This is a genomic window from Nocardioides sp. BP30, from assembly GCF_029873215.1.
Classification (GTDB): domain Bacteria; phylum Actinomycetota; class Actinomycetes; order Propionibacteriales; family Nocardioidaceae; genus Nocardioides.
The window spans coordinates 967960-989219 of record NZ_CP123620.1; the positions used below are offsets into that span (position 1 = coordinate 967960).

Below are 21260 nucleotides of genomic sequence, written 5' to 3' on the forward strand. Positions count from 1 at the left end.
GTCGCAGCCATGAGGACGCTGGTCGGCGACGGTACCTGGGACTGGCCGCAGGGGCCGTGGCTGCGGGTGAACTTCGTCGCCAGCGTGGACGGATCGGCCCAGGGCGGCGACGGCCGCAGTGGCTCGATCAACAACGCGGTCGACGCGCAGGTCTTCCACGAGCTGCGCCGCACGGCCGACGTCATCCTCGTCGGGGCCGGCACCGCGCGGGCCGAGGAGTACCGGCCCTCGGCCACCCCGATCGTGGTGATCGGCCACGAGCTGCCGCCGCTGCTGGCCGGCGACGACAACGTCCGACTCGCCTCGGGACCGTTGCCCGAGCTCGTCGCCGGACTCCACGACGAGGGGCACCGCCGGATCCTGTGCGAGGGCGGTCCCACCCTGCTCGGTGGCCTGCTCGCCGCCGGACTGGTCGACGAGCTGTGCCTGACCACCACGCCGCACCTGGTCGGCGGCTCGGGGAAGCGGATCACCGCTGGCCCGGCCCTCGACGTACCGCTGAGCCTGTCTTCCCTGGTGGAGCAGGACGGCACCCTGCTCGTGCGGTGGCTAGTCTCACGCCCGTGACCGAGGGTGCGACGGACGAGCTGCTGATCGAGCGACGGACGGCCGAGAACGGGCAGCACTGGGTCGAGGTGACCTTCAACCGGCCGGAGAAGCTCAACGCCTTCACCCGGGAGATGTACCTGGGCCTGCACGAGCTGTGCCGTTCGCTGGCCGAGGACCCGAGCGTGAAGGTGCTGGTGCTCCGAGGGGCGGGACGGGCCTTCGCGGCCGGCAACGACATCGAGGACTTCCTGGCCCGGGACCAGGTGCCCTACGAGGAGGAGATCCGGGCGATGTTCACGGCGCTCTTCGAGCTGCCCCAGGTGACCATCGCCGCGATCGACGGGGCCTGCGTCGGCGGGGGCCTGGCCATCGCCACGCACTGCGACCTGCGCATCGCCACGCCGCGGTCGCGGTTCGGCTACCCGATCGCCCGCACGCTGGGCAACGCGCTCTCCTCGCCCGTGCTGTTCCGCTGCGCGGCGGTCTTCGGGGAGTCGCTGACCCGGGAGATGCTGCTGACCGCCCGGCTGCAGTCGGCCGAGCGGGCCCACGGCGTCGGTGCGCTGCTCGCGGTGACCGAGTCACTCGCTGACGACGTGGCCGAGCTGGTCGCCTCGATCATGGCGCTGTCCTCGGTCACGTTGCGCACGACGAAGTCGCAGCTGGGCTTCCGCGCCGCCGCGCTGGAGCCGGTGCCGTCCGGTGAGGAGGAATTGCTGCGCGCGGTCTACGCCGGCCCCGACTTCGCCGAGGGCGTGCGCGCCTTCCTGGCCAAGGCCAAGCCGGACTTCCGCTGACCCGTCACCTTCCGCGGGTCGACCCGTCACCTTCCGCGGGTCGAGTGGCCAGCTCGGCGGCCTCCAGGAGGCTCGGCCCGTACCAGGTGATGAGGCGACCGCTGATCAGCTCCGTCGGCGTGCGGGTGAAGGCCTCCGGGCCGTCATCGGCGGTGAAGACGTAGGGCTCGTCGGGCAGGAGTACGACGTCGGCGCCGCTGCGGTCGAGCTCGTCCGGGTCGACGTGCGGGTAGCGCTCGGCACGCGCGCCGGCCCCGGGCGCGGCGTACACGTTGAGCCAGCCGAGCCGGCGCACCAGGTCGCTGGTGAAGGTGTCGGCGCCCACGACCATCCACGGGTCGCGCCAGATCGGGATCGCGACGCGGCGGGTGATCGGGGGCGGGGGAGCGCACCACCGCTCGCGCGCGGTGACCAGCCACGGCGGTCGCTGCCACCCCAGCGCGTCGAGGAGTCGCTCCATCGAGCCGACGGCATCGGGGACGGTCCGGATGTCTGTCACCCACACCTCGACACCGGCGGCTCGCAGGCGCCGTACGTCCAGCTCGCGGTTCTCCTCCTTGTTGGCCACCACCACGTCCGGCCGCAGCTCGACGATCCTCGCCACGTCCGGGTTCTTCGTGCCCCGGACCCGCACCGTGTCGAGGTCGGCGGGGTGGGTGCACCACCGGGTGGCACCGACGATCCGGTCCGCCGCCGCCGAGGCCAGCGCCTCGGTCAGGGACGGCACCAGCGAGACCACCCGCCGCGCCGGGGCGCGGCCGGCGTACGGCGTGCCGAGGTCGTCGCTCGGGCGGCCGCCGGAGGTGCGGTCGCCGCTGTCACCCGCGTCGCCGGAGGCGACCTCCCGACCCGCCATGGGTGACCTCCCGAACCCGCCAGTAGGATTTGCTCAGATACGCCGATCCTAGGACATCCAAGTATCGGCGATGACGTGAGGAAGAGGAGTCATGGAGCGGATCGGTGTGATCGGCGGTGGGCTGATGGGCTCGGGCATCGCCGAGGTGGTGGCCCGAGCAGGCCTCGACACGATCGTCATCGAGGTGAGCGACGAGGCGGCCAAGGTTGCCGAGGAGAGGATCCACGGCTCGCTGGAGCGTGCGCTGACCCGCGGCAAGATCGACGAGGCCGAGCTGGCGGCGGTGACCGGCCGGATCACCGTCGCCACCGACCTCGAGGCGCTGGCCGATCGGGACCTGGTGGTCGAGGCCGCCAGCGAGCGCGAGGACGTCAAGCTGGAGCTCTTCCGCCGGGTGGGTGCCATCCTGGAGAAGGACGAGGCGATCCTGGCGTCCAACACCTCCTCGATCCCGATCGTGAAGCTGGGTGCCGTCGCCGGTCGTGCGGACCGGGTGATGGGCGTGCACTTCTTCAACCCCGCGCCGGTGATGCAGCTCGTCGAGCTCATTCCGAGCCTGACCACCTCACCGGAGACGCTGGGTCGGATGCAGGCGTTCGTCTCCGAGAAGCTCGGCAAGCAGCCGATCGAGGCCACCGACCGGGCCGGGTTCGTCGTCAACAGCCTGCTGGTGCCCTACCTGCTCTCCGCGATCCGGATGTACGAGGCCGGCTACGCCAGTGCCGCCGACATCGACAAGGGCATGGTGCTCGGCTGTGGCCACCCGATGGGCCCGCTCGCGCTCTCGGACCTCATCGGCCTGGACACCATCCGGGCGATCGGCGTCTCGATGTATGAGGAGTTCAAGGAGCCGCTCTACTCCCCGCCGCCGCTGCTGGACCGGATGGTCGACGCCGGCCTGCTCGGCAAGAAGAGCGGCCACGGCTTCTACGCCTACTGAGATCGCGAGGAGATCACCATGAACGAGTATCCGCTGTTCGCGCTCTCCGAGGAGCACCAGGAGATCCGCCGTGTCATCCGCGCGATCTGCGAGGACAAGATCGCCCCGGCCGCAGCCGCGGTCGACGAGGAGGCGCGCTACCCGCAGGAGGCGCACGACGCCCTGCTGGCCGCCGACTTCTTCGCCCCGCACGTCCCCGAGGAGTACGGCGGGGTGGGCGCCGACGCGCTCGCCACCGTGCTGGTGATCGAGGAGATCGCCCGGGCCGACGTCTCCGCGTCGCTGATCCCGGCGGTGAACAAGCTGGGGTCGCTGCCGGTGCAGATCGGTGGCTCGGAGGAGCTCAAGAAGCGCTACCTGGGCGCGCTGGCCGCCGGTGAGGGTGGGTTCTCCTACTGCCTCAGCGAGCCGGACGCGGGCTCGGACGCTGCCGCGCAGAAGACCCGCGCCGTACGCGACGGGGAGGGCCCGGATGCCGGGTGGGTGCTCAACGGCACCAAGCGCTGGATCACCAACGCGGGGGCCTCGCAGTTCTACACCGTGCTCGCGGTGACCGATCCGGCGAAGCGCTCGCGGGGGATCAGCGCGTTCGTGGTGGAGAAGTCCGACGAGGGCGTCTCGTTCGGCGCTCCGGAGAAGAAGCTCGGCATCAAGGGCTCGCCGACCCGAGAGGTCTACTTCGACAACGTGCGGATCCCTGCCGACCGACTGATCGGGGAGGAGGGCCGCGGCTTCGAGTACGCCATGAAGACCCTCGACCACACCCGGATCACCATCGCCGCCCAGGCGGTCGGCGTGGCGCAGGGGGCGCTGGACTATGCGCTGGGCTACGTCCAGGAGCGCCAGCAGTTCGGGAAGCCGATCGCCTCCTTCCAGGGCGTCGAGTTCATGCTCGCCGACATGGGCATGAAGGTGGAGGCGGCCCGCCAGATGACGTACGCCGCCGCCGGCCGCTCCGAGCGCGGTGACGCCGACCTGACGTTCTTCGGGGCGGCAGCGAAGTGCTTCGCCTCCGACGTCGCGATGGAGGTGACCACCAACGCCGTCCAGCTGCTCGGTGGCTACGGCTACACCCGCGACTACCCGGTCGAGCGGATGATGCGCGACGCCAAGATCACCCAGATCTACGAGGGCACCAACCAGGTCCAGCGGATCGTGATGGCACGACAGCTCCTCGCCGGGGTGCAGAGCACCATCTGACAGCGCTCGCGCCGAGGCTATCCTGTGCCGGTCGTTCCGAGTCGGAGCGTGCGGAGAGGCGGGGCATGGACAACGACGTCGAGCGGAAGTCGTGCTCGTTCTGCGGCGTGCGCGGGACGAGGGGCATGCGGTTCGCCGGCGGTCTGGGGGCGATGATCTGCGAGCCCTGCGTGGCGCACTTCCATCAGATGTTCGCCTCACCGGAGCAGGTCGCCAAGGCGTCGCGACCGCCGTGGGAGTCGATGACCGACGCCGAGCTGCTGAGCAAGATCCCGATGATCTCGACCAACGCGGACCAGGTCGCCGACTTCCTGGTCGAGTGGGTCGAGCTCGCCCGAGCGCGCAAGATCTCCTGGGCCGAGATCGGCAAGGCCATGGGCATCAGCCGCCAGGGCGCCTGGGAGCGGTTCGCTCCCCGGATGAACGCAACCGGCGCGACGGCATCGTCCGCCTCCACGGTGTCGACGGCCTGATGTTCGCGCGTCTGTCAGGGATGTCCTGACACTCTGCTATGTTCGGTTCCATCGGGCTGCCCGGGGCGGCCGCGGCGTGGGGGCTGCGACCGTCTCGGGCAGTCTGTCCGTCTCGAGCGATGCCGGTCGCGGTGCGTCCGGCCCGGTCCGGCACTGTCGAGTTGGTGGCATCGCGCAGGATGGTCAGAAGCACCGGCCGTCAGTGGGCCGGAGCCGAGTCGAGGAGGACGACCCGATGAGCGACCTCGAGCAGGACGCCTCTGCCGCGAAGCTGACGGCAGCCGCTCAGCTCGTCTCCGAGACCGAGCTCCACCCGCACAGCGCGGCGCTCTCCGAGGCCGCCCAGGAGCTCGGCCAGCTGCTGATGCCCTACCGGTTCGGGCTCGAGGAGATGCTGACCAAGATCAACATCATCCGCGAGGAGCTGAGCTTCCGTCCCGACGGCAGCCCGATCGAGCACGTCAGCTCGCGACTGAAGTCGATCGACAGCCTGCGGCAGAAGGCGGAGCGGCTCGGCTGCGAGTTCACCCCCGAGGCGATCGCCCACCAGATCTTCGACGTCGCCGGGATCCGGATCGTGTGCAGCTTCATCGAGGACGCCTACTGGGTGCTCTCGATGCTCACCAGTCAGCCGGACGTCAAGGTCATCGAGATCAAGGACTACATCGCCAACCCGAAGCCGAACGGCTACCGGAGCCTGCATGCGATCGTCCAGATCCCGGTGTTCTTGTCCGACTCCATCCGCGACGTCTGCGTCGAGCTCCAGGTCCGTACGGTGGCGATGGACTTCTGGGCCAGCGTCGAGCACAAGATCTACTACAAGTTCCGCGAGCAGATCCCGCTCCAGCTCGGCGGCGAGCTCGCCGACGCGGCCACTGTCGCGCATGAGCTCGACCAACGGATGAGCGACCTGCGTGAGTCGCTGCGCGGGGCCGGGGCGATGCCGCCGGTGGACGACGGCGGCCGGCACTAGCACCGCCCGGCGGTCCGCCGGTGGCGTGGGCCGCGCTCGCCGCGGCGTACGGCGTCAGCCGACCGGGTCCCCGGCGGCAGCCCGCAGCGCGGTGAGGTGCCGGGTCAGCTCGCCCACCTGAGCCCCGGTCACGCCGGGCTCGCCGAAGACGTCGCCGTTGAGCCCCGCCGTCGCGCGGGCGACGACCTCGCGCCCGGCATCGGTGATGGCCGCGAGCACGATCCGGCGGTCCTGCTCGCCGCGCGACCGCACCACCCAGCCCTGCCTCTCCAGCCGATCGACGGCGCTGGTCACGCTGGTGGGGTGGACCTGCAGCAGCGAGCCGAGCTTCGTCATCGGCAGCTGCCCGTGCCGGGTGAACGCGAGCAGCTGCAGCACCTCGTAGCGCGCGAAGCTCAGGTCGAGGGGGCGCAGGACGGCGTCGATCCGCTCCATCAACAGCTGGTGGACCCGCACGACGGAGGTCACCAGGGCCATCCCGTCGGCGGCGTCGGCCCAGCCATGCGCGATCCACTGTCGACGCGCTTCGCTGATCGGATCGGACATGGGGACGATCGTAAAGGTCCACGAGGTCCGAAACCCGTTCGTAACGAGCGGTCGCCATCCCCTAGCCTTCGCCGGGTGACCCCCGCACGCCCCTGGCTGCCCCTGACCGCCGTCGCCGTGACCCTGGTGTTGTGGGCATCGGCGTTCGTCGCGATCCGCCACCTCGCCGGCGACTTCCGGCCGGGATCGCTCGCCCTGGGCCGGCTCGGCACGGGAGCGGTCTGCTTGAGCGTCGTCGCGCTGCGCCGGCGCCCGCAGCTCGTCCGGCCACGACGACCGGACTGGTGGCGGTTCGTGGCGATCGGGCTGCTCTGGTACGCCCTCTACATGGTCGCTCTCAACGCCGGTGAGCGACGGATCGACGCCGGCACCTCGGCGATGCTCATCCAGCTCTCGCCGATCCTGATCGCGGTCCTGGCCGCTGTCTTCCTCGGCGAGCGCTTCACCCGTTTCATCGTGCTCGGGCTCGCCCTCGCGTTCGCCGGGGTGGTCGTGATCAGCCTGGCCAACAGCGACCACGGCGGCCACGACGTCCTCGGCGTACTGCTGTGCCTGGTCTCCGCCGTCGCCTACGCCATCTCGCTGATCCTGCAGAAGCCGCTGATGGGGCGCTACGCCTCGATCCAGGTGACCTGGATGGCGTGCACCATCGGCGCGATCGCGTGCCTGCCGTTCGCGGGGGAGCTGGTCGCCGACGTACGTGCCGCACCGTTGAGCGCGACGCTGTGGGTGCTCTACCTCGGGGTGTTCCCGACCGCCATCGCCTTCACGACCTACGGCTTCGCGCTGACCCACATGAGCGCCTCCTCGCTGGGGATCACCACCTATCTGGTGCCGGTGATCACGATCCTGCTCGCCTGGGCGTGGCTGGGGGAGACCCCTCCGGGGATGGCCTACCTCGGCGGTGCGCTCGCGCTGGTCGGTGTCGCCGTGGCCCGTCGCCGCTGAGCCGATACCTCAGGTCGCGTTCCGCGGGGGCTGGTCGGCCACTCGACCCGCGGAAACGGACGCCTCGAGGTGCGAAAGGTGACCTCTCAGCGCTCCAGCCAGCCGCGGAAGGCCTCCAGGTTCGCCGTCGACTCGCCGCGCAGCTTGCGCCACTCCCATTCCTTGCGGATGGAGCTGGCGAAGCCGAGCTCGAGGATGGTGTTGAACGACTCGTCCGCATAGGTCAGCACCGAGCCGAGCAGGCGGTCCAACTCGTCGGGCGTGAGGGTGGAGAGCGGCAACCGCGCGTCGAGATAGATGTCGCCGAGGCGGTCCAGGCCGAAGGCGACGGCGTACATCCGCAGGTTGCGCTCGAGCAGCCAGCGGTAGACGCCCTCGAAGTTCTCGTCGGGGCGGCGACAGACGAAGGCGTGTACGCCGAGGGCGTGCGGGCCGACGTCGAGCCGTACGGGGGTCTGCAGCTTGCGCTCGCCGGGCAGCGCGAAGGAGTAGGTGCCGTCCTCGCCGGTCCACTCCAACTCGTTCGCGCGCAGCCACTCCTCGATCACCGTTGCCGCATCGGTCATACCCGCACCAGCTCCCGCGCTCGCTCGTAGACGTCCAGGGTGTGTCGTGCGGTGGCCTCCCAGGAGAAGTCCTGGGCGTGCCGGAGCGCGCCGGCCGCGAGCCGCGAGCGCAACGCCTCGTCGGCCACCACCCGACCGAGCGCGTCGGCCCACTGCGCGGCACCGTGGCCCTCGACCAGCAGCCCGCTGCGTCCGTCGCGCACGACGGTGGTCAGCCCGCCGACCGCCGCGGCGACAACCGGCGTGCCGCAGGCCTGGGCCTCGGCTGCCACCAGGCCGAACGACTCGTTGTAGGAGGGCACCGCCACCAGCGACGCCGCGGCGTACCACTGCGCGAGGTCGGCCTGGGAGACCGGCGGCACGAACCGCACCACGTCGACGATCCCGAGCTCGGCAGCCAGCTGGGCCAGCGACTCCGGGTGCTCCAGGCCGGTACCCGAGGGGCCGCCGACGATCGGCACCACCAGCCGCGATCGCAATGCGGGCTCGCGCGCGAGCAGCACCGCCACGGCACGCAGCAGCACGTCGGGTGCCTTCAGCGGCTGGATGCGGCCGGCGAAGAGCAGCACCGCCGCCCGGGCGGGCAGGCCGAGGGCGGCGCGGGCAGCGGAGCGGTCGTGCGGCCGGAAGACCTGGAGGTCGACGCCGGGGTGCACGACCTCGACCCGACCGGGGTCGGCGTCGTACAGGTTGATGAGCTGCTTGGCCTCGAGATCGGTGTTGGCGATGAGGAGGTCGGCGGCCTCCACCACCTGCTCCTCGCCGATCAGCCGGGCGCTGGGCTCGGGGGTGTCGCCGTCGGCGAGCGCCTCGTTCTTCACCTTGGCCATGGTGTGCATCGAGTGCACCAGCGGGACGCCCCATCGGTCGCGCGCCAGCGCGCCCACCTGTCCGGAGAGCCAGTAGTGCGAGTGCACGACGTCGTAGTAGCCGATCGGATGGGCCGCCTCCGCGCGCAGCACCTCACGCGCGAAGACGCACAGCTGCCCGGGCAGCTCCGCCTTGGTCAGGCCCTCGAAGGGACCGGCGGGGATGTGGCGCACCACGACGCCGTCCGCGGCCTCCACCACCGGGGCGAGCTGGGAGGAGGTCGCCCGGGTGAAGATGTCGACGGCGACGCCCTGCCGACCGAGGCGGCGGGCGAGCTCGAGGACATACACGTTCATGCCGCCGGCGTCACCGGTGCCGGGCTGGTCGAGCGGGGAGGTGTGCAGGCTGATCATCGCCACCCGCTTCATGCCCCACCCCTTCGTGGCTCTGTTCCCTGCAGCTGCGCAGCCACAACCCTGCCAGTGTCCCTCATGTTCCCCCAACACTCCGATCCGCCGTCGGCGGCGCCGTACCGATAGGTCACAATCACTGCATGACCGCCGCCTCCGCCCCCAGGACCGCCGTCGTCACCGGAGCCTCCAGCGGGATCGGCGCCGCCACAGCGCGAGCGCTCGCCGCCGCCGGCTACCACGTCTTCTGTGCCGCGCGCCGCGCCGACCGGGTGGAGGCGCTGGCCGCAGAGATCGGCGGCACGGCCGTCGCGACCGACGTCACCTCGGCGGAGTCCGTCGAGCGGCTCGCCGAACTGGTCGGCGAGCGCCTCGACGTCCTGGTCAACAACGCCGGCGGCGCCTTCGGCATGGAGCCGGTCGCCTCGGCGGATCTCGACGCCTGGCAGCGGATGTACGACGTCAACGTGCTCGGCACGACCCGGGTCATCAAGGCGCTCGTTCCGGCCCTGGTGGCCAGCGGTGCCGGTGCGGTGGTCAACGTCGGCTCGATCGCGGGGTGGACCGCCTACGAGGGCGGTGGTGGCTACAACGCTGCGAAGTTCGGCGAGCGGGCGGTGACCGAGGCGCTGCGCCTGGAGCTGTTCGACCAGCCCGTCCGGGTGATGGAGATCGATCCCGGCATGGTGCGCACCGACGAGTTCTCCCTCGTCCGCTTCGAGGGCGATCAGGCCCGGGCGGACGCGGTCTACGCGGGCGTGGACGCTCCGCTGGTCGCCGAGGACGTCGCCGAGGCCATCGCGTGGATGGTCACCCGGCCCGCACACGTGAACATCGACACCCTGGTGATCAAGCCCCGTGCCCAGGCCGCCCCGCACAAGGTCCACCGCCGGTCCTGAGCCTGCGTGAGGCGGGCGCGACGCCTGCGCCACGCCTAGGGAGCGTCGGCTCGGTGGAGGGTGTGCACGCCTTCGGGAGCCGTGCCCGCGGAATCGTCGGTCGCCGCATCGCCGTGCGATCCTGCTGAGCGTGCAGACGATCGGACTCATCGGTGGCCTGAGCTGGGAGAGCAGCGCCGCCTACTACGAGGGCCTCAACAAGGGCGTGCAGGAGCGGCTCGGCGGTCTCCACTCGGCCAAGGTCGTGCTCGCCTCGGTCGACTTCGCCGAGGTCACCGCGCACCAGCAGGCGGGCGACTGGGAGGCCGTGGGTGCGCAGCTGGCCGACGCGGCGAAGGGCCTGGAGAAGGCCGGCGCCGACTTCATCCTGTTGTGCGCGACCACCTTCCACCAGGTCTACGACACCATCGCCGCTGCCGTCACGGTGCCGGTCGTCCACCTCGCCGACGTGCTCGCGGCCAAGTGCCAGGAGCTCGGCATCTCCACCGTGGGCTTCCTGAGCACGGCCTACACCATGGAGAACGACTTCTTCGCCCAGCGGATCGCCAGCCACGGGCTGGACGTCAACCTGCCCGATCCGGTGCACGTCGAGACGCTCGACTCGATCATCTACAACGAGCTCGTCTTCCGCGTCGTCAACCCCAGCTCGCGCCGCCGGGTCGCCACCATCGTCGACGAGCTGTGGGACAGCGGCGCTCAGGGCGTCATCCTCGGCGCGTCCGAGCTGTCGCTGCTGGTGCGTCCCGAGGATGTCGAGGTGCCCGTGCTCGACGTCATCACCGTGCACGTCGAGGCGGCGCTGGAGCGCGCGCTGGCCTGAGCGCCGGCGCTCAGCCCAGCACCAGCTCGATCACCCGGCGCAGGTCGCTGGTGAGCGCCTGCTCCGGCACCGAGGCGGTGTCGCCGCACAGATCGAAGCGGTAGACGAACCCATCCGCCCGGGGACGAGCGTCGCCGACGCCGCCGAGGTCGACGGACGAGACCAGCGCCCGCAGCTCGGGCACCCGCTCATCGTCGCTGTCGAGGTCCACCTCGCCGGCGCGGGTCATCCCGGCGAATCCGCCGCTGCGCTGCACGGCGACGATCCGGCTCACGACGGCTCGACTCCGACAGTGCTCCAAGCCGTGCGCACCGCGTCGGCGTGGTCGCCTGCGGCCGCGACGGTCGCCGCGGCGAAGCCGGCGAAGTCGGTGTCGGCGCTCACATCGCGCCCGGTCAGAGCGGCGTACCAGATGGCGCCGGCGCCCGCCCAGCTCGAACCGCCGATGGCCGTCGCCGCGAGATAGAAGGCCCGGTTGGGGATGCCGGAGTTGGTGTGGACGCCGCCGTTGTCGTCGTCGGTGTCCACGTAGCCGCCCATGTCGGGCGCCTGCGGATCCTTGCCGAGCCTCGGGTCGTCGTAGGCGGTGCCGGGATGGGCCATGTCGCGCAGTGCTCGGCCCTGCACGCCCGGCAGGAAGAGCCCCACCCCGATCAGCCAGTCGGCCTGGTCGGCGCTCTGGCCGAGCAGCCGCTGCTTGACGCAGGAGCCGAACACGTCCGAGATCGACTCGTTGAGCGCCCCGGACTGGCCGGAGTAGGTCAGCGCGGCGGTGCGCTCGGTGACAGCGTGGGTGAGCTCGTGGCCGAGCACGTCGACGGGCTTGGTGAACCGGCCGAACACCGTGCCGTCGCCGTCGCCGAAGACCAGCTGCGTGCCGTCCCAGTAGGCGTTGTCATAGCCCTGCTCGTAGTGCACCGACAGCGAGACCGGGGCGCCCTTGCCGTCGAAGGAGGATCGGTCGTAGACCTCGCGATAGAGGTCGAGCGTGGCGGTAATCCCGCTCGCCGCCTCGTCGACCGCGTCGTCGCCGGACGCCGGCTGGCCGGCCGAGCGGACCAGGTCACCGGGCAGATCGGCGGTGTTGTGGCAGGTGTGCACCGCCCAGGCCGGAGCCCCGGCGGCGGCCTGGGGGACGGGATGCGGACCGGCCTCGCGGCGGGCGCGGAGTGCACGGTCGGTGGCGACCAGGTGCGGCTGCAGCCGCTCGATCAGGTAGGGAGGGATGAACTGGCACAGGACCCGAGATGTCATGAGGCCACTGAACACGGCGGCACCGACAGTTTCCAGCCGGATCCGGCACCGGTTCGGACCAGCGCCGCCCTCGGACCAGCGTCGATCCGGTCTCAGCCCAGCCGTGCCGGGAAGCCGCCGGTGGCGACCGGCCCCCACGATGTCGGGGTCACCCGGATCAGCGACTTGCCCTGGCGCACCATGGCCTCGCGGTACTCGGCCCAGTCGGGATGCTCGCCGGAGATGGACCGGAAGTACTCCACGAGGGGCTCGAGCGCCTCGGGCAGGTCGAGCACCTCGGCGTCACCGTCCACCTGCACCCAGGCGTCGTTCCACTCATCGGAGATCACCAGCACCGTGGCCTTCGGCGTACGGCGGAGGTTGGCGGCCTTCGCCCGCTCCGGGTACGTCGAGATCACGATCCGGCCGGCCTGGTCCACGCCGCCCGAGACCGGGGAGAGCTGAGGGCTGCCGTCGGCGCGCGTGGTCACGAGGACCATCCGGTGCCGCGGGCGGACGAAGTCGAGCAGCTCCTCGCGGGAGACGCGGGTGTTCGTGGCGATCGTCGGCATGCCCCGACCCTAGCCCGGGACCCAGCCCCCGCCTGGCCCCTCGGACTGCGCGGATGCGGGGCCGAGCCCATCGCGCCGATAGCATGGATCCGAATCCCAACGCGAAAGTCGAGCGCTCCCGCATGTCCGAAACCGCTGTGCCCACTCTTCGGGCAGCCAATCTGCGCAACGTCGCGATCGTGGCCCACGTCGACCACGGCAAGACCACCCTGGTCGACGCGATGCTGCGTCAGGGTGGTGCCTTCACCGCGCACGAGGTCGAGTCCGTCGCCGACCGCGTGATGGACTCCGGCGACCTGGAGCGCGAGAAGGGCATCACGATCCTCGCGAAGAACACCGCGATCCACTACAACGGTGCCTATGCCCCCGAGGGTGGCATGAACATCAACATCATCGACACCCCCGGCCACGCCGACTTCGGTGGCGAGGTCGAGCGCGGGCTGTCGATGGTCGACGGCATCGTGCTGCTGGTCGACGCCTCCGAGGGTCCGCTGCCGCAGACCCGGTTCGTGCTGCGCAAGGCGCTCAACGCCGACATGCCGGTCGTGCTGGTGCTGAACAAGGTCGACCGCTCCGACGCCCGCATCGACGAGGTCGTCGACGAGACCTACGAGCTGTTCATGGACCTGCTCGACGACTCGCACAGCCAGGACGCCCTGGACTTCCCCGTCGTCTACGCCTCCGGCAAGGCGGGCATCGCGTCGCTGGAGAAGCCCGAGAACGGCACGCTGCCCGAGGGCGACAACCTCGAGCCGCTCTTCAAGACGATCCTGGAGACCATCCCGGCGCCCACCTACATCGAGGGTGCGCCGCTCCAGGCCCACGTCACCAACCTCGACGCCTCGCCATTCCTCGGCCGGCTCGCGCTGCTGCGCATCCACCAGGGCACCATCCGCAAGGGCCAGACGGTCGCCTGGATGCAGCGCAACGGCGACGTCAAGAACGTCAAGATCACCGAACTGCTCATCACCAAGGGCCTGCACCGCGAGCCGGGCGAGGAGGCCGGCCCCGGCGACATCGTCGCGGTCGCGGGCATCCCGGAGATCATGATCGGCGAGACCCTCGCCGACGCCGAGAACCCGGTCGCGCTGCCGCTCATCCACGTCGACGACCCGGCGATCTCGATGACCATCGGCACCAACACCTCGCCGCTGGTGGGCAAGGTCAAGGGCTCCAAGGTGACCGCTCGGATGGTCAAGGACCGGCTCGACTCCGAGCTGATCGGCAACGTCTCGCTCAAGGTGCTGCCGACCGAGCGCCCGGACGCCTGGGAGGTCCAGGGCCGCGGTGAGCTCGCGCTGGCGATCCTGGTCGAGCAGATGCGCCGCGAGGGTTACGAGCTCACCGTCGGCAAGCCGCAGGTCGTCACCAAGGAGATCAACGGCAAGATCCACGAGCCCGTGGAGCGCCTGACCGTCGACGCCCCCGAGGAGTTCCTCGGCGCGATCACCGAGCTCCTCGCCAACCGCAAGGGCCGGATGGAGAACATGACGAACCACGGCACCGGCTGGGTGCGGATGGAGTTCGTCGTCCCGGCGCGCGGTCTGATCGGCTTCCGCACCGACTTCCTCACCGAGACCCGTGGCACCGGGATGTCGTCGTCGATCTCCGAGGGCTACATGCCCTGGGCCGGCGAGATCCGGGCGCGCAACAACGGCTCGCTGGTCGCCGACCGGTCGGGTGTCGCCACGGCGTACGCGATGACGTCGCTGCAGGAGCGCGGCACGATCTTCGTCGAGCCGAGCACCGAGGTCTACGAGGGCATGATCGTCGGCGAGAACAGCCGTGCCGACGACATGGACGTCAACATCACCCGCGAGAAGCAGCAGACCAACATCCGCTCCGCCACCTCGGACAACTTCGAGAAGCTCACGCCGCCGAAGAAGCTCTCGCTCGAGCAGTGCCTGGAGTTCTGCCGTGACGACGAGTGCGTCGAGGTCACTCCCGACATGGTCCGCATCCGCAAGGTCGTCCTGGACCAGAACGAGCGGGCCAAGTCGGCGAGCCGGCAGCGCAAGGCCAACAAGGGCTGAGACTGGCTGTGACGGTTTGACCCCTGGGGGTCAGAACCGAACGTTGGTGGGCAGTGCTTTGCCCCCCAACCTTCGGTTTCGACCCCTGGGGGTCAAAACCATCCCGCCTACGCCTGCGTGACAGCCCCCTGTTCCAGCAGCGCCTCCACCTCGGCCTCGGCGAAACCAGCGGCGCGCAGCACCGCGCGGGTGTCCTGCCCGGCGACATGGACCTCGCCGGGCGGCAGGGCCGGCGTACGGGAGAAGACCGGGGCGATGCGCGGCACCTGCCCGCCCCCGTACGGCGCGAACAGCCCGCGGGCGAGGTTGTGGGGATGGGCCGGTGCCTCCTCCAGGGACAGCACCGGTGCCACGCAGGCGTCGGTCGGGTCGAAGACCTGCGCCCACTCGTCGCGCGTCCTGGACCTGAACGTCTCGATCAGCGCCGCACGCATCTGCGGCCACCGCGCGATGTCGAACTGGTCGAACTCCAGGCCGGTGCCCTCCATCAGCTCGGCGAAGAACTGGTGCTCCAGCGCCCCCACCGCGACGTGCTTGCCGTCGGCGCACTCGTAGGTGTCGTAGAACGGCGCTCCACCGTCGAGGAGGTTGGCCTCCCGCCGGTCCTGCCACATGCCGTCGGCCTTCATGCCGTAGACCATCGTCATCAGCGAGGTGGCGCCGTCGACCATCGCGGCGTCGACGACCTGGCCCCTGCCGGAGACCCCGCGCTCGAAGATCGCGGCGAGGATGCCCATCACCAGGAACAGCGTGCCGCCGCCGAAGTCGGCGACCAGGTTGACCGCGTTGCGCGGCTTGCCGGCCGAGCCGGTGGCGTGCAGCGCGCCGCTGAGTGCCGCGTAGGTGATGTCGTGCCCGGCACGCTCGGCCAGCGGGCCGCGCTGCCCCCAGCCGGTCATCCGGCCGTAGACGAGGCGCGGATTGCGCTCGAGGCAGGCGTCGGGCCCCAGCCCGAGCCGCTCCATCACGCCGGGCCGCAGGCCCTCCACGACCACGTCCGCATCGTCGATGAGGCGCAGCACCACCTCCAGGCCCGCGGGAGTCTTCAGGTCCACGGCGATGTTGGGCCGGCTGCGATTCAGTGCCGCGGTGTCGAGGCCGCCGGCCTTCGGCCGATCGACGCGGATCACCTCCGCGCCGAGCTCGGCCAGCAGGAGGCATGCGTAGGGGCCGGGGCCGATCCCTGCGAACTCGATGACGCGCAGGCCGGCAAGAGGTCCAGTCATGGCTCGCATCATGCCGACGTGTGGTGTTGGGCGGTAGCGTCGTCCACGTGCTGAAGATCGGATACAAGGCCTCGGCCGAGCAGTTCGGCCCCCGTGATCTCGTCGAGTACGCCGTCCTGGCCGAGGAGGTGGGCCTGGACAGCGTCTGGATCAGCGACCACTTCCAGCCGTGGCGCCATGAGGGCGGCCACGCCCCGCAGGCGCTGCCGTGGCTGGCGGCGGTCGGCGAGCGCACCGAGCGGGTGCTGCTCGGCACCTCGGTGCTCACCCCCACGTTCCGCTACAACCCGGCGGTGCTGGCGCAGGTGTTCGCCACCCTCGGCTCGCTCTACCCGGGCAGGATCGCGCTGGGAGTCGGGTCCGGCGAGGCGCTCAACGAGATCGCCGTGGGTTCGGTGCCCAACGAGGGCGAGTGGCCCGAGTTCAAGGAGCGCTCCGGCCGGCTGCGCGAGTCGATCCAGCTGATGCGTCGGCTGTGGAGCGAGGACAGGGTGACGTTCGACGGTAGCTACTACCACACCAAGGACGCCACGATCTACGACAAGCCGGGGCAGCCCATCCCGGTCTACATGGCCGCCGGCGGCCCGCAGATGGCCAAGAGCGTCGGCCGCAACGCCGACGGGTTCATCTGCACCTCGGGCAAGGGCGAGGAGCTCTACTCCTCGCTGCTCGGCGCGCTGGCCGAGGGCGCCGAGGCGGCGGGACGCGATGTCGCCGGCATCGACAAGATGATCGAGGTCAAGCTCTCCTACGCCCACACCCGCGAGGAGGCGCTCGAGAACACTCGCTTCTGGGGCGCCCTGGCGCTGACCCCGGAGCAGAAGCACAGCGTGCACGATCCCTCCGAGATGCAGCGGCTCGCCGACGAGCTGCCCATCGAGCAGGTCGCCAAGCGCTGGATCGTCGCCACCACGCCCGAGGAGGTCGCCGATGGCGTCCGCCCGTACGTCAAGCAGGGCTTCAACCACCTGGTCTTCCACCCGCCGGGTGAGGACCAGGGCGGCTTCCTGAAGTCGTTCGCCGACGAGGTCGTCCCGACGCTGCGCGACCTCGGCTGATCCTCCTGCGCCGAGAGGTCGGTCTCGGAGGGCCGAGTGTCCGACTCACCGGACACTCAATCCTCCGAAACTGACCTCTCGGCCTCGGTCACAGGTCGAGCTTGTAGCCCAGCCCGCGCACCGTCACGAGGAACTTCGGCTCGCTCGGGTCGGGCTCGAGCTTGGCCCGCAGCCGCTTCACGTGGACGTCCAGGGTCTTGGTGTCGCCGACGTAGTCGCTGCCCCACACCCGGTCGATGAGCTGCCCGCGCGTCAACACCCGGCCGGGGTTGCGCAGGAACATCTCCAGCAGCTCGAACTCCTTGAGTGGCAGGCGCTGCTCGTTGCCGCCGACGGTGACGACGTGGCGCTCCACGTCCATGCGCACCGGGCCGGCCTCCAGGGTCGCGGGAGCCAGGTCGGGCTCGGCGCCGCGGCGTAGGACAGCGCGGATGCGCGCGACCAGCTCGCGCGGGGAGTACGGCTTGGTGACGTAGTCGTCGGCGCCCAGCTCCAGACCGACCACCTTGTCGACCTCGTCGTCCTTGGCGCTGACCATGATCACCGGCACCGAGGAGGTGGTGCGGATCTGCCGGCAGACCTCGGTGCCCGAGATGCCGGGCAGCATCAGGTCGAGCAGCACGATGTCGGCGCCGTTGCGGTCGAACTCCTTCAGCGCCGTGTCGCCGTCGGCCGCGATCGCGACCTCGAAGCCTTCCTTGCGAAGCATGTAGGAGAGCGCTTCGCTGTAGCTCTCCTCATCCTCGACGACGAGTACCCGGGTCACGCGAGGTCCCCGCTGCGTTGTTCGCCGGGGGAGCGAAGCGGGGGAGGTGAAGAACTCGGTGGGGTGCTCATGGGCCTTCCTCCTTGGTAGATGCGGTGGAGACAAGAGGTGCTGACCTGCTCGACAGGTGCTGCGGCAGGCTGAGGGTGAACGTGGAGCCTTGGCCCTCGATCGACCACACCCGCACCTCACCGCCGTGGGTGGCGGCGACGTGCTTGACGATCGAGAGGCCCAGGCCGGTGCCGCCCGTGGACCGGTGCCGGGCGGGGTCGACGCGATAGAACCGCTCGAAGATGCGGTCGATCTCGTTCTGGGGGATGCCGATGCCCTGGTCCACCACCGAGATCTCGACCGAGCCGTGCTCGGCCTTGGTGGTCACCGAGACACTCGCGCCGGGGTCGGAGTAGGCGACGGCGTTCGAGATCAGATTGGCCACGGCTGCCAGCACCTGCTCCTCGTTGCCGAAGACCTGCAGCCCGCTGCTGCCGCCGGTGCGGACCGTGATGTCCTTCTTGGCGGCGTCGATCGCGCTGGTGTCGACGGCGGTCGTGATGACCTCGTCGACGTCGACGGCCTCGGGAGCCTCCAGCGGCTCGTCACCCTGCAGGCGGGAGAGCTCGATGATCTGGAGCACCAGCTGGGTGAGCCGGTCGCTCTCGGTCACCATCCGACCGGCGAAGCGGCGGATGGCCTCGGGGTCGTCGGCGGCGTCGGCGACGGCGTCGGCGAGCAGCCGGATCGCCCCGACCGGGGTCTTCAGCTCGTGCGAGACGTTGGCCACGAAGTCCCGTCGTACGGCCTCGACCCGGCGCTCGCGGGTGCGGTCCTCCACCAGCGCCAGCACCAGGCGGGAGCCCAGCGGGGCGACCCGGGCGGTGACGTGTCGCGGTGGCACGCCGGGCCGGTTCATCACCAACTCGGTCTCCCGGATCTGCCCGTCGCGGCGCACCTGGTGCACCAGATCGGCCAACTCGGCGGAGAGGAGCGCTGTGCCCCGCACCAAGCCCAGCGCGTACGCCGGGGCCGAGGCCTTCAGCACGGTGTCGTCGTCGTCGACCACCACGGCGCTGCTGCGCAGGACCGAGAGCACCGTGGCGACCTCGGGCGGCACCACCGGCTCCTCGACCATCGTGACGTGACGCTGCTGCGTCTCACTGATGTGCCAGGCGATCACGGCGGAGGCAGCGACGACTGCACCGAGAAGAGCGGCGAGGAACGCCTGCGTCGTCGAATCCACGGTTACAGAGTAAGGCTCCGCTTCACCGAGGATTCGCGATCTGGACGCTGGCCGTACCAACGTTCACCCACGATTCACCCGTCCGCCCCAGACCTTCATCTATCCTGCGTAGGCTCAGCCCATGCGTTATGCCTTCCACGACCAGCTGGACAGCATCTTCTCGGACCTGGCCGACATCTGTCGCCAGGTCGAGACGGCCGTCCGGCTCGCCACCGAGGCACTGCTCACGGGCCGCGCCGACGTGGCCGAGCAGGTCATCAGCGGCGACGTGGAGATCGACCGGGCACGCGAGCGCGTCGAGGACACGGCGCTCGCGCTGCTCTCCCTCCAGGCGCCGGTGGCCGGCGACCTGCGGACCGTGGTCGCCGCGCTGCGGATGGTCAGCGAGCTGGAGCGGATGGGCGACCTGGCGGTGCACGTGGCCAAGATCGCCCGGCTCCGCACGCCCAACCTGGCCGTGCCCGAGCAGGCCCGCGAGACGATGGGCCGGATGGCGGAGGTCGCCGAGGACATGGTCGGCCGGGTCGCGGCGATCATCGACGAGCGAGACGTCGACCAGGCCGAGGCCGTGCGCAAGGACGACGAGGAGATGGACACCCTGCGCCGCTCCACCTTCACCCAGCTCCTCGGCAAGGACTGGGCGGGCGGGGTGGAGGCCGCGGTGGACCTCGCCCTGCTCGGCCGCTACTACGAGCGCATCGCCGATCACGCCGTGTCGGTGGCCGGCCGGGTGGTCTTCGTGGTCACGGGTACGGCGCCGGTGACCTCCTGAGAGGTCGGCAGGCGCCCCGCGGGTCGACCTACTGCTTGCCCTGGTTGGCGACCGCAAGCGCGGCAGCGGCAGCGGCCTCGGGGTCGAGGTACTCACCGCCCGGCACCGTCGGACGCATCGACTCGTCGAGCCGGTAGACCAGCGGCTGGGCGGTGGGGATGTTCAGCGCGGCGATGTCGGTGTCCGAGATGCCGTCGAGGTGCTTGACCAGCGCCCGCAGGCTGTTGCCGTGAGCGGTGACGAGCACCGATCGGCCGGCCCGCAGGTCGGGGACGATCTCCTGCTCCCAGTAGGGGACCAGGCGCTCGACCACGTCCTTGAGGCACTCCGTGCGGGGCACCTCGATGCCGGCGTAACGGGGGTCGCCGACCTGGGAGTACTCGTCGTCGTCGGCCAGCGGGGGCGGCGGGACGTCGTACGAACGACGCCAGAGCTGGAACTGCTCCTCGCCGAACTTCTTCAGGGTCTCGGCCTTGTTCTTGCCCTGCAGCGCGCCGTAGTGGCGCTCGTTGAGTCGCCAGTCGCGCTTGACGGGGATCCAGTGCCGGTCGGCCACGTCGAGCGCGATCGCGGCGGTGCTGATCGCCCGCCGCAGCAGCGAGGTGTGCACGATGTCGGGCAGCAGCCCCTTCTCGCGCAGCAGCTCGCCGCCGTGAGCGGCCTCCTCGCGGCCCTTCGCTGACAGGGCGACGTCGACCCAGCCGGTGGAGAGGTTGAGTGCGTTCCACTCGCTCTCGCCGTGGCGGAGCAGGATCAGGGTGGCGGTCATGCCCGGATCACTCGCCGACGGCGGGCAGCGACGGGAAGGAGCAGTCGTACGGCGCCGTCGCCTCGGCCGAAGGCTCCGCGCTGGCCGAGTCGGTCGCCGACGCCGAGTCGGTCGCCGACGCCGAGTCGGTCGCCGAGGCGGAGTCGGTCGCCGAGGCGGAGTCGGTCGCCTTGCTGGCCGCCGACTTGTGGTGGCCGCCGGTGCTGGCCTGCGGCGCGACCGACGCGTACTCGTGGCACTGGGTCACCACCGGCGTCTGCACGGTCGCGGTGGACCCGTCGCTGAAGTGCAGCGTGACGGGGATGATGGACCCGGCCTTGAAGTCACCGGTCACCGGGATGCCGCCGACCTTGGGGTCAGCGAGGTTGACCGCACCGGTGGAGGTCAGGGAGATCGGCGAGAAGGTGCCGGCGGTCAGCGTGTAGGTGCTGTCCGAGCGCGTGCCGAGGCCGGTCAGCTGCGGAGCGCGCTGCGAGGCGACGGCCGGGTCCGCGGTGGCGTTGAGCGCGAGGGTGGCGATGAAGACGCCCCGGTTGCTGGTGTCGGCCACGATCCGCGAGGCGAGCACGCGCAGGCCCGACCCCTGCAGCTCGTAGCCGCCGTTGGCGATCACGTTGGGGCGGTCGGTGGCGTAGTCGAATCCGCAGGAGCTCAGCACCGGGATCGCCAGGCAGACGAGGCTGGCGGCCAGGGCGAGCTTGCGGCTGGGAATCATCGTCACGGCCACATGCTAGCGGCCCTCCGCCCGGTGGTGTCGGTCAGGCCGGTCATCGTCGTTCCGGCACCTTCCGCGGCGGTGCCGACGAG

At 70.6% G+C, this 21260-nt stretch carries 24 protein-coding genes; 12 read left to right on the forward strand and 12 right to left on the reverse strand.

Annotated elements, in window-relative coordinates; all coding sequences use genetic code 11:
* Positions 1 to 9: 9 nt before the first annotated feature.
* Together P5P86_RS04450 and P5P86_RS04455 are read left to right on the forward strand one after the other, a co-directional pair.
* Positions 10 to 567, forward strand: coding sequence for a dihydrofolate reductase family protein (locus tag P5P86_RS04450; RefSeq protein WP_280610084.1), 558 nt, complete (start codon positions 10 to 12; stop codon positions 565 to 567).
* Positions 564 to 1346 carry an enoyl-CoA hydratase-related protein gene (locus P5P86_RS04455; RefSeq protein WP_280610085.1) on the forward strand — a complete coding sequence of 261 codons (783 nt, stop codon included), beginning with the start codon at positions 564 to 566 and terminating at the stop codon, positions 1344 to 1346. Before P5P86_RS04450 ends, P5P86_RS04455 begins: the two co-directional genes overlap by 4 nt.
* 4 nt (positions 1347 to 1350) lie before the next feature.
* Here the strand turns inward: P5P86_RS04455 and P5P86_RS04460 are convergent, their stop codons facing one another.
* Positions 1351 to 2202 (reverse strand): helical backbone metal receptor, encoded by an 852-nt coding sequence (locus tag P5P86_RS04460; RefSeq protein WP_280610086.1) that lies wholly within the window; start codon positions 2200 to 2202, stop codon positions 1351 to 1353.
* A 91-nt stretch (positions 2203 to 2293) separates the two neighbouring features.
* On the opposite strand from P5P86_RS04460, the gene P5P86_RS04465 reads away from it, so the two are divergent.
* From P5P86_RS04465 to P5P86_RS04480, 4 genes are all read left to right on the forward strand, one after another.
* Positions 2294 to 3142 (forward strand): 3-hydroxybutyryl-CoA dehydrogenase, encoded by an 849-nt coding sequence (locus P5P86_RS04465; RefSeq protein ID WP_280610087.1) that lies wholly within the window; start codon positions 2294 to 2296, stop codon positions 3140 to 3142.
* Between the two features lie 18 nt (positions 3143 to 3160).
* On the forward strand, positions 3161 to 4342 hold the full coding sequence (locus tag P5P86_RS04470; protein ID WP_280610088.1) for an acyl-CoA dehydrogenase family protein: 1182 nt from the start codon (positions 3161 to 3163) through the stop codon (positions 4340 to 4342).
* Positions 4343 to 4407: 65 nt separating this feature from the next.
* Positions 4408 to 4815, forward strand: coding sequence for a ClpX C4-type zinc finger protein (locus P5P86_RS04475; protein WP_280610089.1), 408 nt, complete (start codon positions 4408 to 4410; stop codon positions 4813 to 4815).
* A gap of 235 nt (positions 4816 to 5050) precedes the next feature.
* Positions 5051 to 5788 carry a GTP pyrophosphokinase gene (locus P5P86_RS04480; RefSeq protein ID WP_280610090.1) on the forward strand — a complete coding sequence of 246 codons (738 nt, stop codon included), beginning with the start codon at positions 5051 to 5053 and terminating at the stop codon, positions 5786 to 5788.
* 54 nt (positions 5789 to 5842) lie between these two features.
* Here P5P86_RS04480 and P5P86_RS04485 read toward each other — a convergent pair whose 3' ends face one another.
* Entirely contained in the window at positions 5843 to 6334 is a 492-nt protein-coding gene (locus P5P86_RS04485; protein ID WP_280610091.1) for a MarR family winged helix-turn-helix transcriptional regulator, read from the reverse strand.
* Between the two features lie 75 nt (positions 6335 to 6409).
* Between P5P86_RS04485 and P5P86_RS04490 the strand changes: the two genes are divergently transcribed.
* The gene (locus P5P86_RS04490) at positions 6410 to 7282 is read left to right on the forward strand and encodes a DMT family transporter (protein WP_280610092.1); all 873 of its coding nucleotides are present in this window, start codon (positions 6410 to 6412) and stop codon (positions 7280 to 7282) included.
* An 86-nt stretch (positions 7283 to 7368) separates the two neighbouring features.
* Here P5P86_RS04490 and P5P86_RS04495 read toward each other — a convergent pair whose 3' ends face one another.
* Complete coding sequence (locus P5P86_RS04495; RefSeq protein WP_280610093.1) at positions 7369 to 7848, reverse strand: type III secretion system chaperone family protein; 480 nt, start codon at positions 7846 to 7848, stop codon at positions 7369 to 7371.
* The gene (gene mshA / locus P5P86_RS04500; RefSeq protein ID WP_280610094.1) at positions 7845 to 9086 is read right to left on the reverse strand and encodes a D-inositol-3-phosphate glycosyltransferase; all 1242 of its coding nucleotides are present in this window, start codon (positions 9084 to 9086) and stop codon (positions 7845 to 7847) included. Before mshA ends, P5P86_RS04495 begins: the two co-directional genes overlap by 4 nt.
* A 125-nt stretch (positions 9087 to 9211) precedes the next feature.
* Between mshA and P5P86_RS04505 the strand changes: the two genes are divergently transcribed.
* Positions 9212 to 9967, forward strand: coding sequence for an SDR family NAD(P)-dependent oxidoreductase (locus tag P5P86_RS04505; protein ID WP_280610095.1), 756 nt, complete (start codon positions 9212 to 9214; stop codon positions 9965 to 9967).
* Between the two features lie 130 nt (positions 9968 to 10097).
* Positions 10098 to 10787 (forward strand): aspartate/glutamate racemase family protein, encoded by a 690-nt coding sequence (locus P5P86_RS04510; RefSeq protein WP_280610096.1) that lies wholly within the window; start codon positions 10098 to 10100, stop codon positions 10785 to 10787.
* Positions 10788 to 10797: 10 nt separating this feature from the next.
* On the opposite strand, the gene P5P86_RS04515 is transcribed toward P5P86_RS04510, so the two are convergent.
* The 3 genes from P5P86_RS04515 to P5P86_RS04525 all read right to left on the reverse strand — a co-directional run bounded on the left by P5P86_RS04515 (position 10798) and on the right by P5P86_RS04525 (position 12592).
* Positions 10798 to 11061 carry a protealysin inhibitor emfourin gene (locus P5P86_RS04515; protein ID WP_280610097.1) on the reverse strand — a complete coding sequence of 88 codons (264 nt, stop codon included), beginning with the start codon at positions 11059 to 11061 and terminating at the stop codon, positions 10798 to 10800.
* Positions 11058 to 12041 (reverse strand): M4 family metallopeptidase, encoded by a 984-nt coding sequence (locus tag P5P86_RS04520; protein ID WP_280610098.1) that lies wholly within the window; start codon positions 12039 to 12041, stop codon positions 11058 to 11060. The genes P5P86_RS04515 and P5P86_RS04520 overlap by 4 nt, the downstream gene beginning before the upstream one ends.
* 92 nt (positions 12042 to 12133) lie before the next feature.
* Positions 12134 to 12592 carry a PPOX class F420-dependent oxidoreductase gene (locus P5P86_RS04525; protein WP_280610099.1) on the reverse strand — a complete coding sequence of 153 codons (459 nt, stop codon included), beginning with the start codon at positions 12590 to 12592 and terminating at the stop codon, positions 12134 to 12136.
* A 122-nt stretch (positions 12593 to 12714) separates the two neighbouring features.
* Here P5P86_RS04525 and typA point away from each other — a divergent pair, with 122 nt between their 5' ends.
* Positions 12715 to 14625 carry a translational GTPase TypA gene (gene typA, locus P5P86_RS04530; RefSeq protein ID WP_280610100.1) on the forward strand — a complete coding sequence of 637 codons (1911 nt, stop codon included), beginning with the start codon at positions 12715 to 12717 and terminating at the stop codon, positions 14623 to 14625.
* Positions 14626 to 14732: 107 nt separating this feature from the next.
* Here the strand turns inward: typA and P5P86_RS04535 are convergent, their stop codons facing one another.
* Positions 14733 to 15851, reverse strand: a complete 1119-nt coding sequence (locus P5P86_RS04535; protein WP_280610101.1) for a CaiB/BaiF CoA transferase family protein — start codon at positions 15849 to 15851, stop codon at positions 14733 to 14735.
* A gap of 47 nt (positions 15852 to 15898) precedes the next feature.
* On the opposite strand from P5P86_RS04535, the gene fgd reads away from it, so the two are divergent.
* On the forward strand, positions 15899 to 16909 hold the full coding sequence (fgd, locus tag P5P86_RS04540) for a glucose-6-phosphate dehydrogenase (coenzyme-F420) (RefSeq protein WP_280610102.1): 1011 nt from the start codon (positions 15899 to 15901) through the stop codon (positions 16907 to 16909).
* 88 nt (positions 16910 to 16997) lie between these two features.
* Here the strand turns inward: fgd and P5P86_RS04545 are convergent, their stop codons facing one another.
* Entirely contained in the window at positions 16998 to 17675 is a 678-nt protein-coding gene (locus tag P5P86_RS04545) for a response regulator (protein ID WP_280610103.1), read from the reverse strand.
* A 67-nt stretch (positions 17676 to 17742) separates the two neighbouring features.
* A complete protein-coding gene (locus tag P5P86_RS04550) occupies positions 17743 to 18912 on the reverse strand; it encodes a sensor histidine kinase (protein ID WP_280610104.1) in 1170 nt (389 codons plus the stop codon).
* 121 nt (positions 18913 to 19033) lie between these two features.
* Here P5P86_RS04550 and phoU point away from each other — a divergent pair, with 121 nt between their 5' ends.
* A complete protein-coding gene (gene phoU / locus P5P86_RS04555) occupies positions 19034 to 19684 on the forward strand; it encodes a phosphate signaling complex protein PhoU (protein ID WP_280610105.1) in 651 nt (216 codons plus the stop codon).
* A 28-nt stretch (positions 19685 to 19712) separates the two neighbouring features.
* Here the strand turns inward: phoU and P5P86_RS04560 are convergent, their stop codons facing one another.
* Positions 19713 to 20453 carry a phosphoglyceromutase gene (locus P5P86_RS04560; protein ID WP_280610106.1) on the reverse strand — a complete coding sequence of 247 codons (741 nt, stop codon included), beginning with the start codon at positions 20451 to 20453 and terminating at the stop codon, positions 19713 to 19715.
* 7 nt (positions 20454 to 20460) lie between these two features.
* The gene (locus P5P86_RS04565; RefSeq protein ID WP_280610107.1) at positions 20461 to 21174 is read right to left on the reverse strand and encodes a hypothetical protein; all 714 of its coding nucleotides are present in this window, start codon (positions 21172 to 21174) and stop codon (positions 20461 to 20463) included.
* Between the last annotated feature and the right edge of the window lie 86 nt (positions 21175 to 21260).

Bases quoted from the DNA above. Each gene is read 5' to 3' on its own strand.
- P5P86_RS04560 (WP_280610106.1), bottom strand. From the start codon at position 20,453: ATGACCGCCACCCTGATCCTGCTCCGCCACGGCGAGAGCGAGTGGAAC.
- P5P86_RS04475 (WP_280610089.1), top strand. From the start codon at position 4,408: ATGGACAACGACGTCGAGCGGAAGTCGTGCTCGTTCTGCGGCGTGCGC.
- P5P86_RS04495 (WP_280610093.1), bottom strand. From the start codon at position 7,848: ATGACCGATGCGGCAACGGTGATCGAGGAGTGGCTGCGCGCGAACGAG.
- mshA (WP_280610094.1), bottom strand. From the start codon at position 9,086: ATGAAGCGGGTGGCGATGATCAGCCTGCACACCTCCCCGCTCGACCAG.
- P5P86_RS04460 (WP_280610086.1), bottom strand. From the start codon at position 2,202: ATGGCGGGTCGGGAGGTCGCCTCCGGCGACGCGGGTGACAGCGGCGAC.
- P5P86_RS04465 (WP_280610087.1), top strand. From the start codon at position 2,294: ATGGAGCGGATCGGTGTGATCGGCGGTGGGCTGATGGGCTCGGGCATC.
- P5P86_RS04485 (WP_280610091.1), bottom strand. From the start codon at position 6,334: ATGTCCGATCCGATCAGCGAAGCGCGTCGACAGTGGATCGCGCATGGC.
- P5P86_RS04505 (WP_280610095.1), top strand. From the start codon at position 9,212: ATGACCGCCGCCTCCGCCCCCAGGACCGCCGTCGTCACCGGAGCCTCC.
- phoU (WP_280610105.1), top strand. From the start codon at position 19,034: ATGCGTTATGCCTTCCACGACCAGCTGGACAGCATCTTCTCGGACCTG.
- P5P86_RS04525 (WP_280610099.1), bottom strand. From the start codon at position 12,592: ATGCCGACGATCGCCACGAACACCCGCGTCTCCCGCGAGGAGCTGCTC.
- P5P86_RS04520 (WP_280610098.1), bottom strand. From the start codon at position 12,041: ATGACATCTCGGGTCCTGTGCCAGTTCATCCCTCCCTACCTGATCGAG.
- typA (WP_280610100.1), top strand. From the start codon at position 12,715: ATGTCCGAAACCGCTGTGCCCACTCTTCGGGCAGCCAATCTGCGCAAC.
- P5P86_RS04480 (WP_280610090.1), top strand. From the start codon at position 5,051: ATGAGCGACCTCGAGCAGGACGCCTCTGCCGCGAAGCTGACGGCAGCC.
- P5P86_RS04535 (WP_280610101.1), bottom strand. From the start codon at position 15,851: ATGACTGGACCTCTTGCCGGCCTGCGCGTCATCGAGTTCGCAGGGATC.
- P5P86_RS04470 (WP_280610088.1), top strand. From the start codon at position 3,161: ATGAACGAGTATCCGCTGTTCGCGCTCTCCGAGGAGCACCAGGAGATC.
- P5P86_RS04450 (WP_280610084.1), top strand. From the start codon at position 10: ATGAGGACGCTGGTCGGCGACGGTACCTGGGACTGGCCGCAGGGGCCG.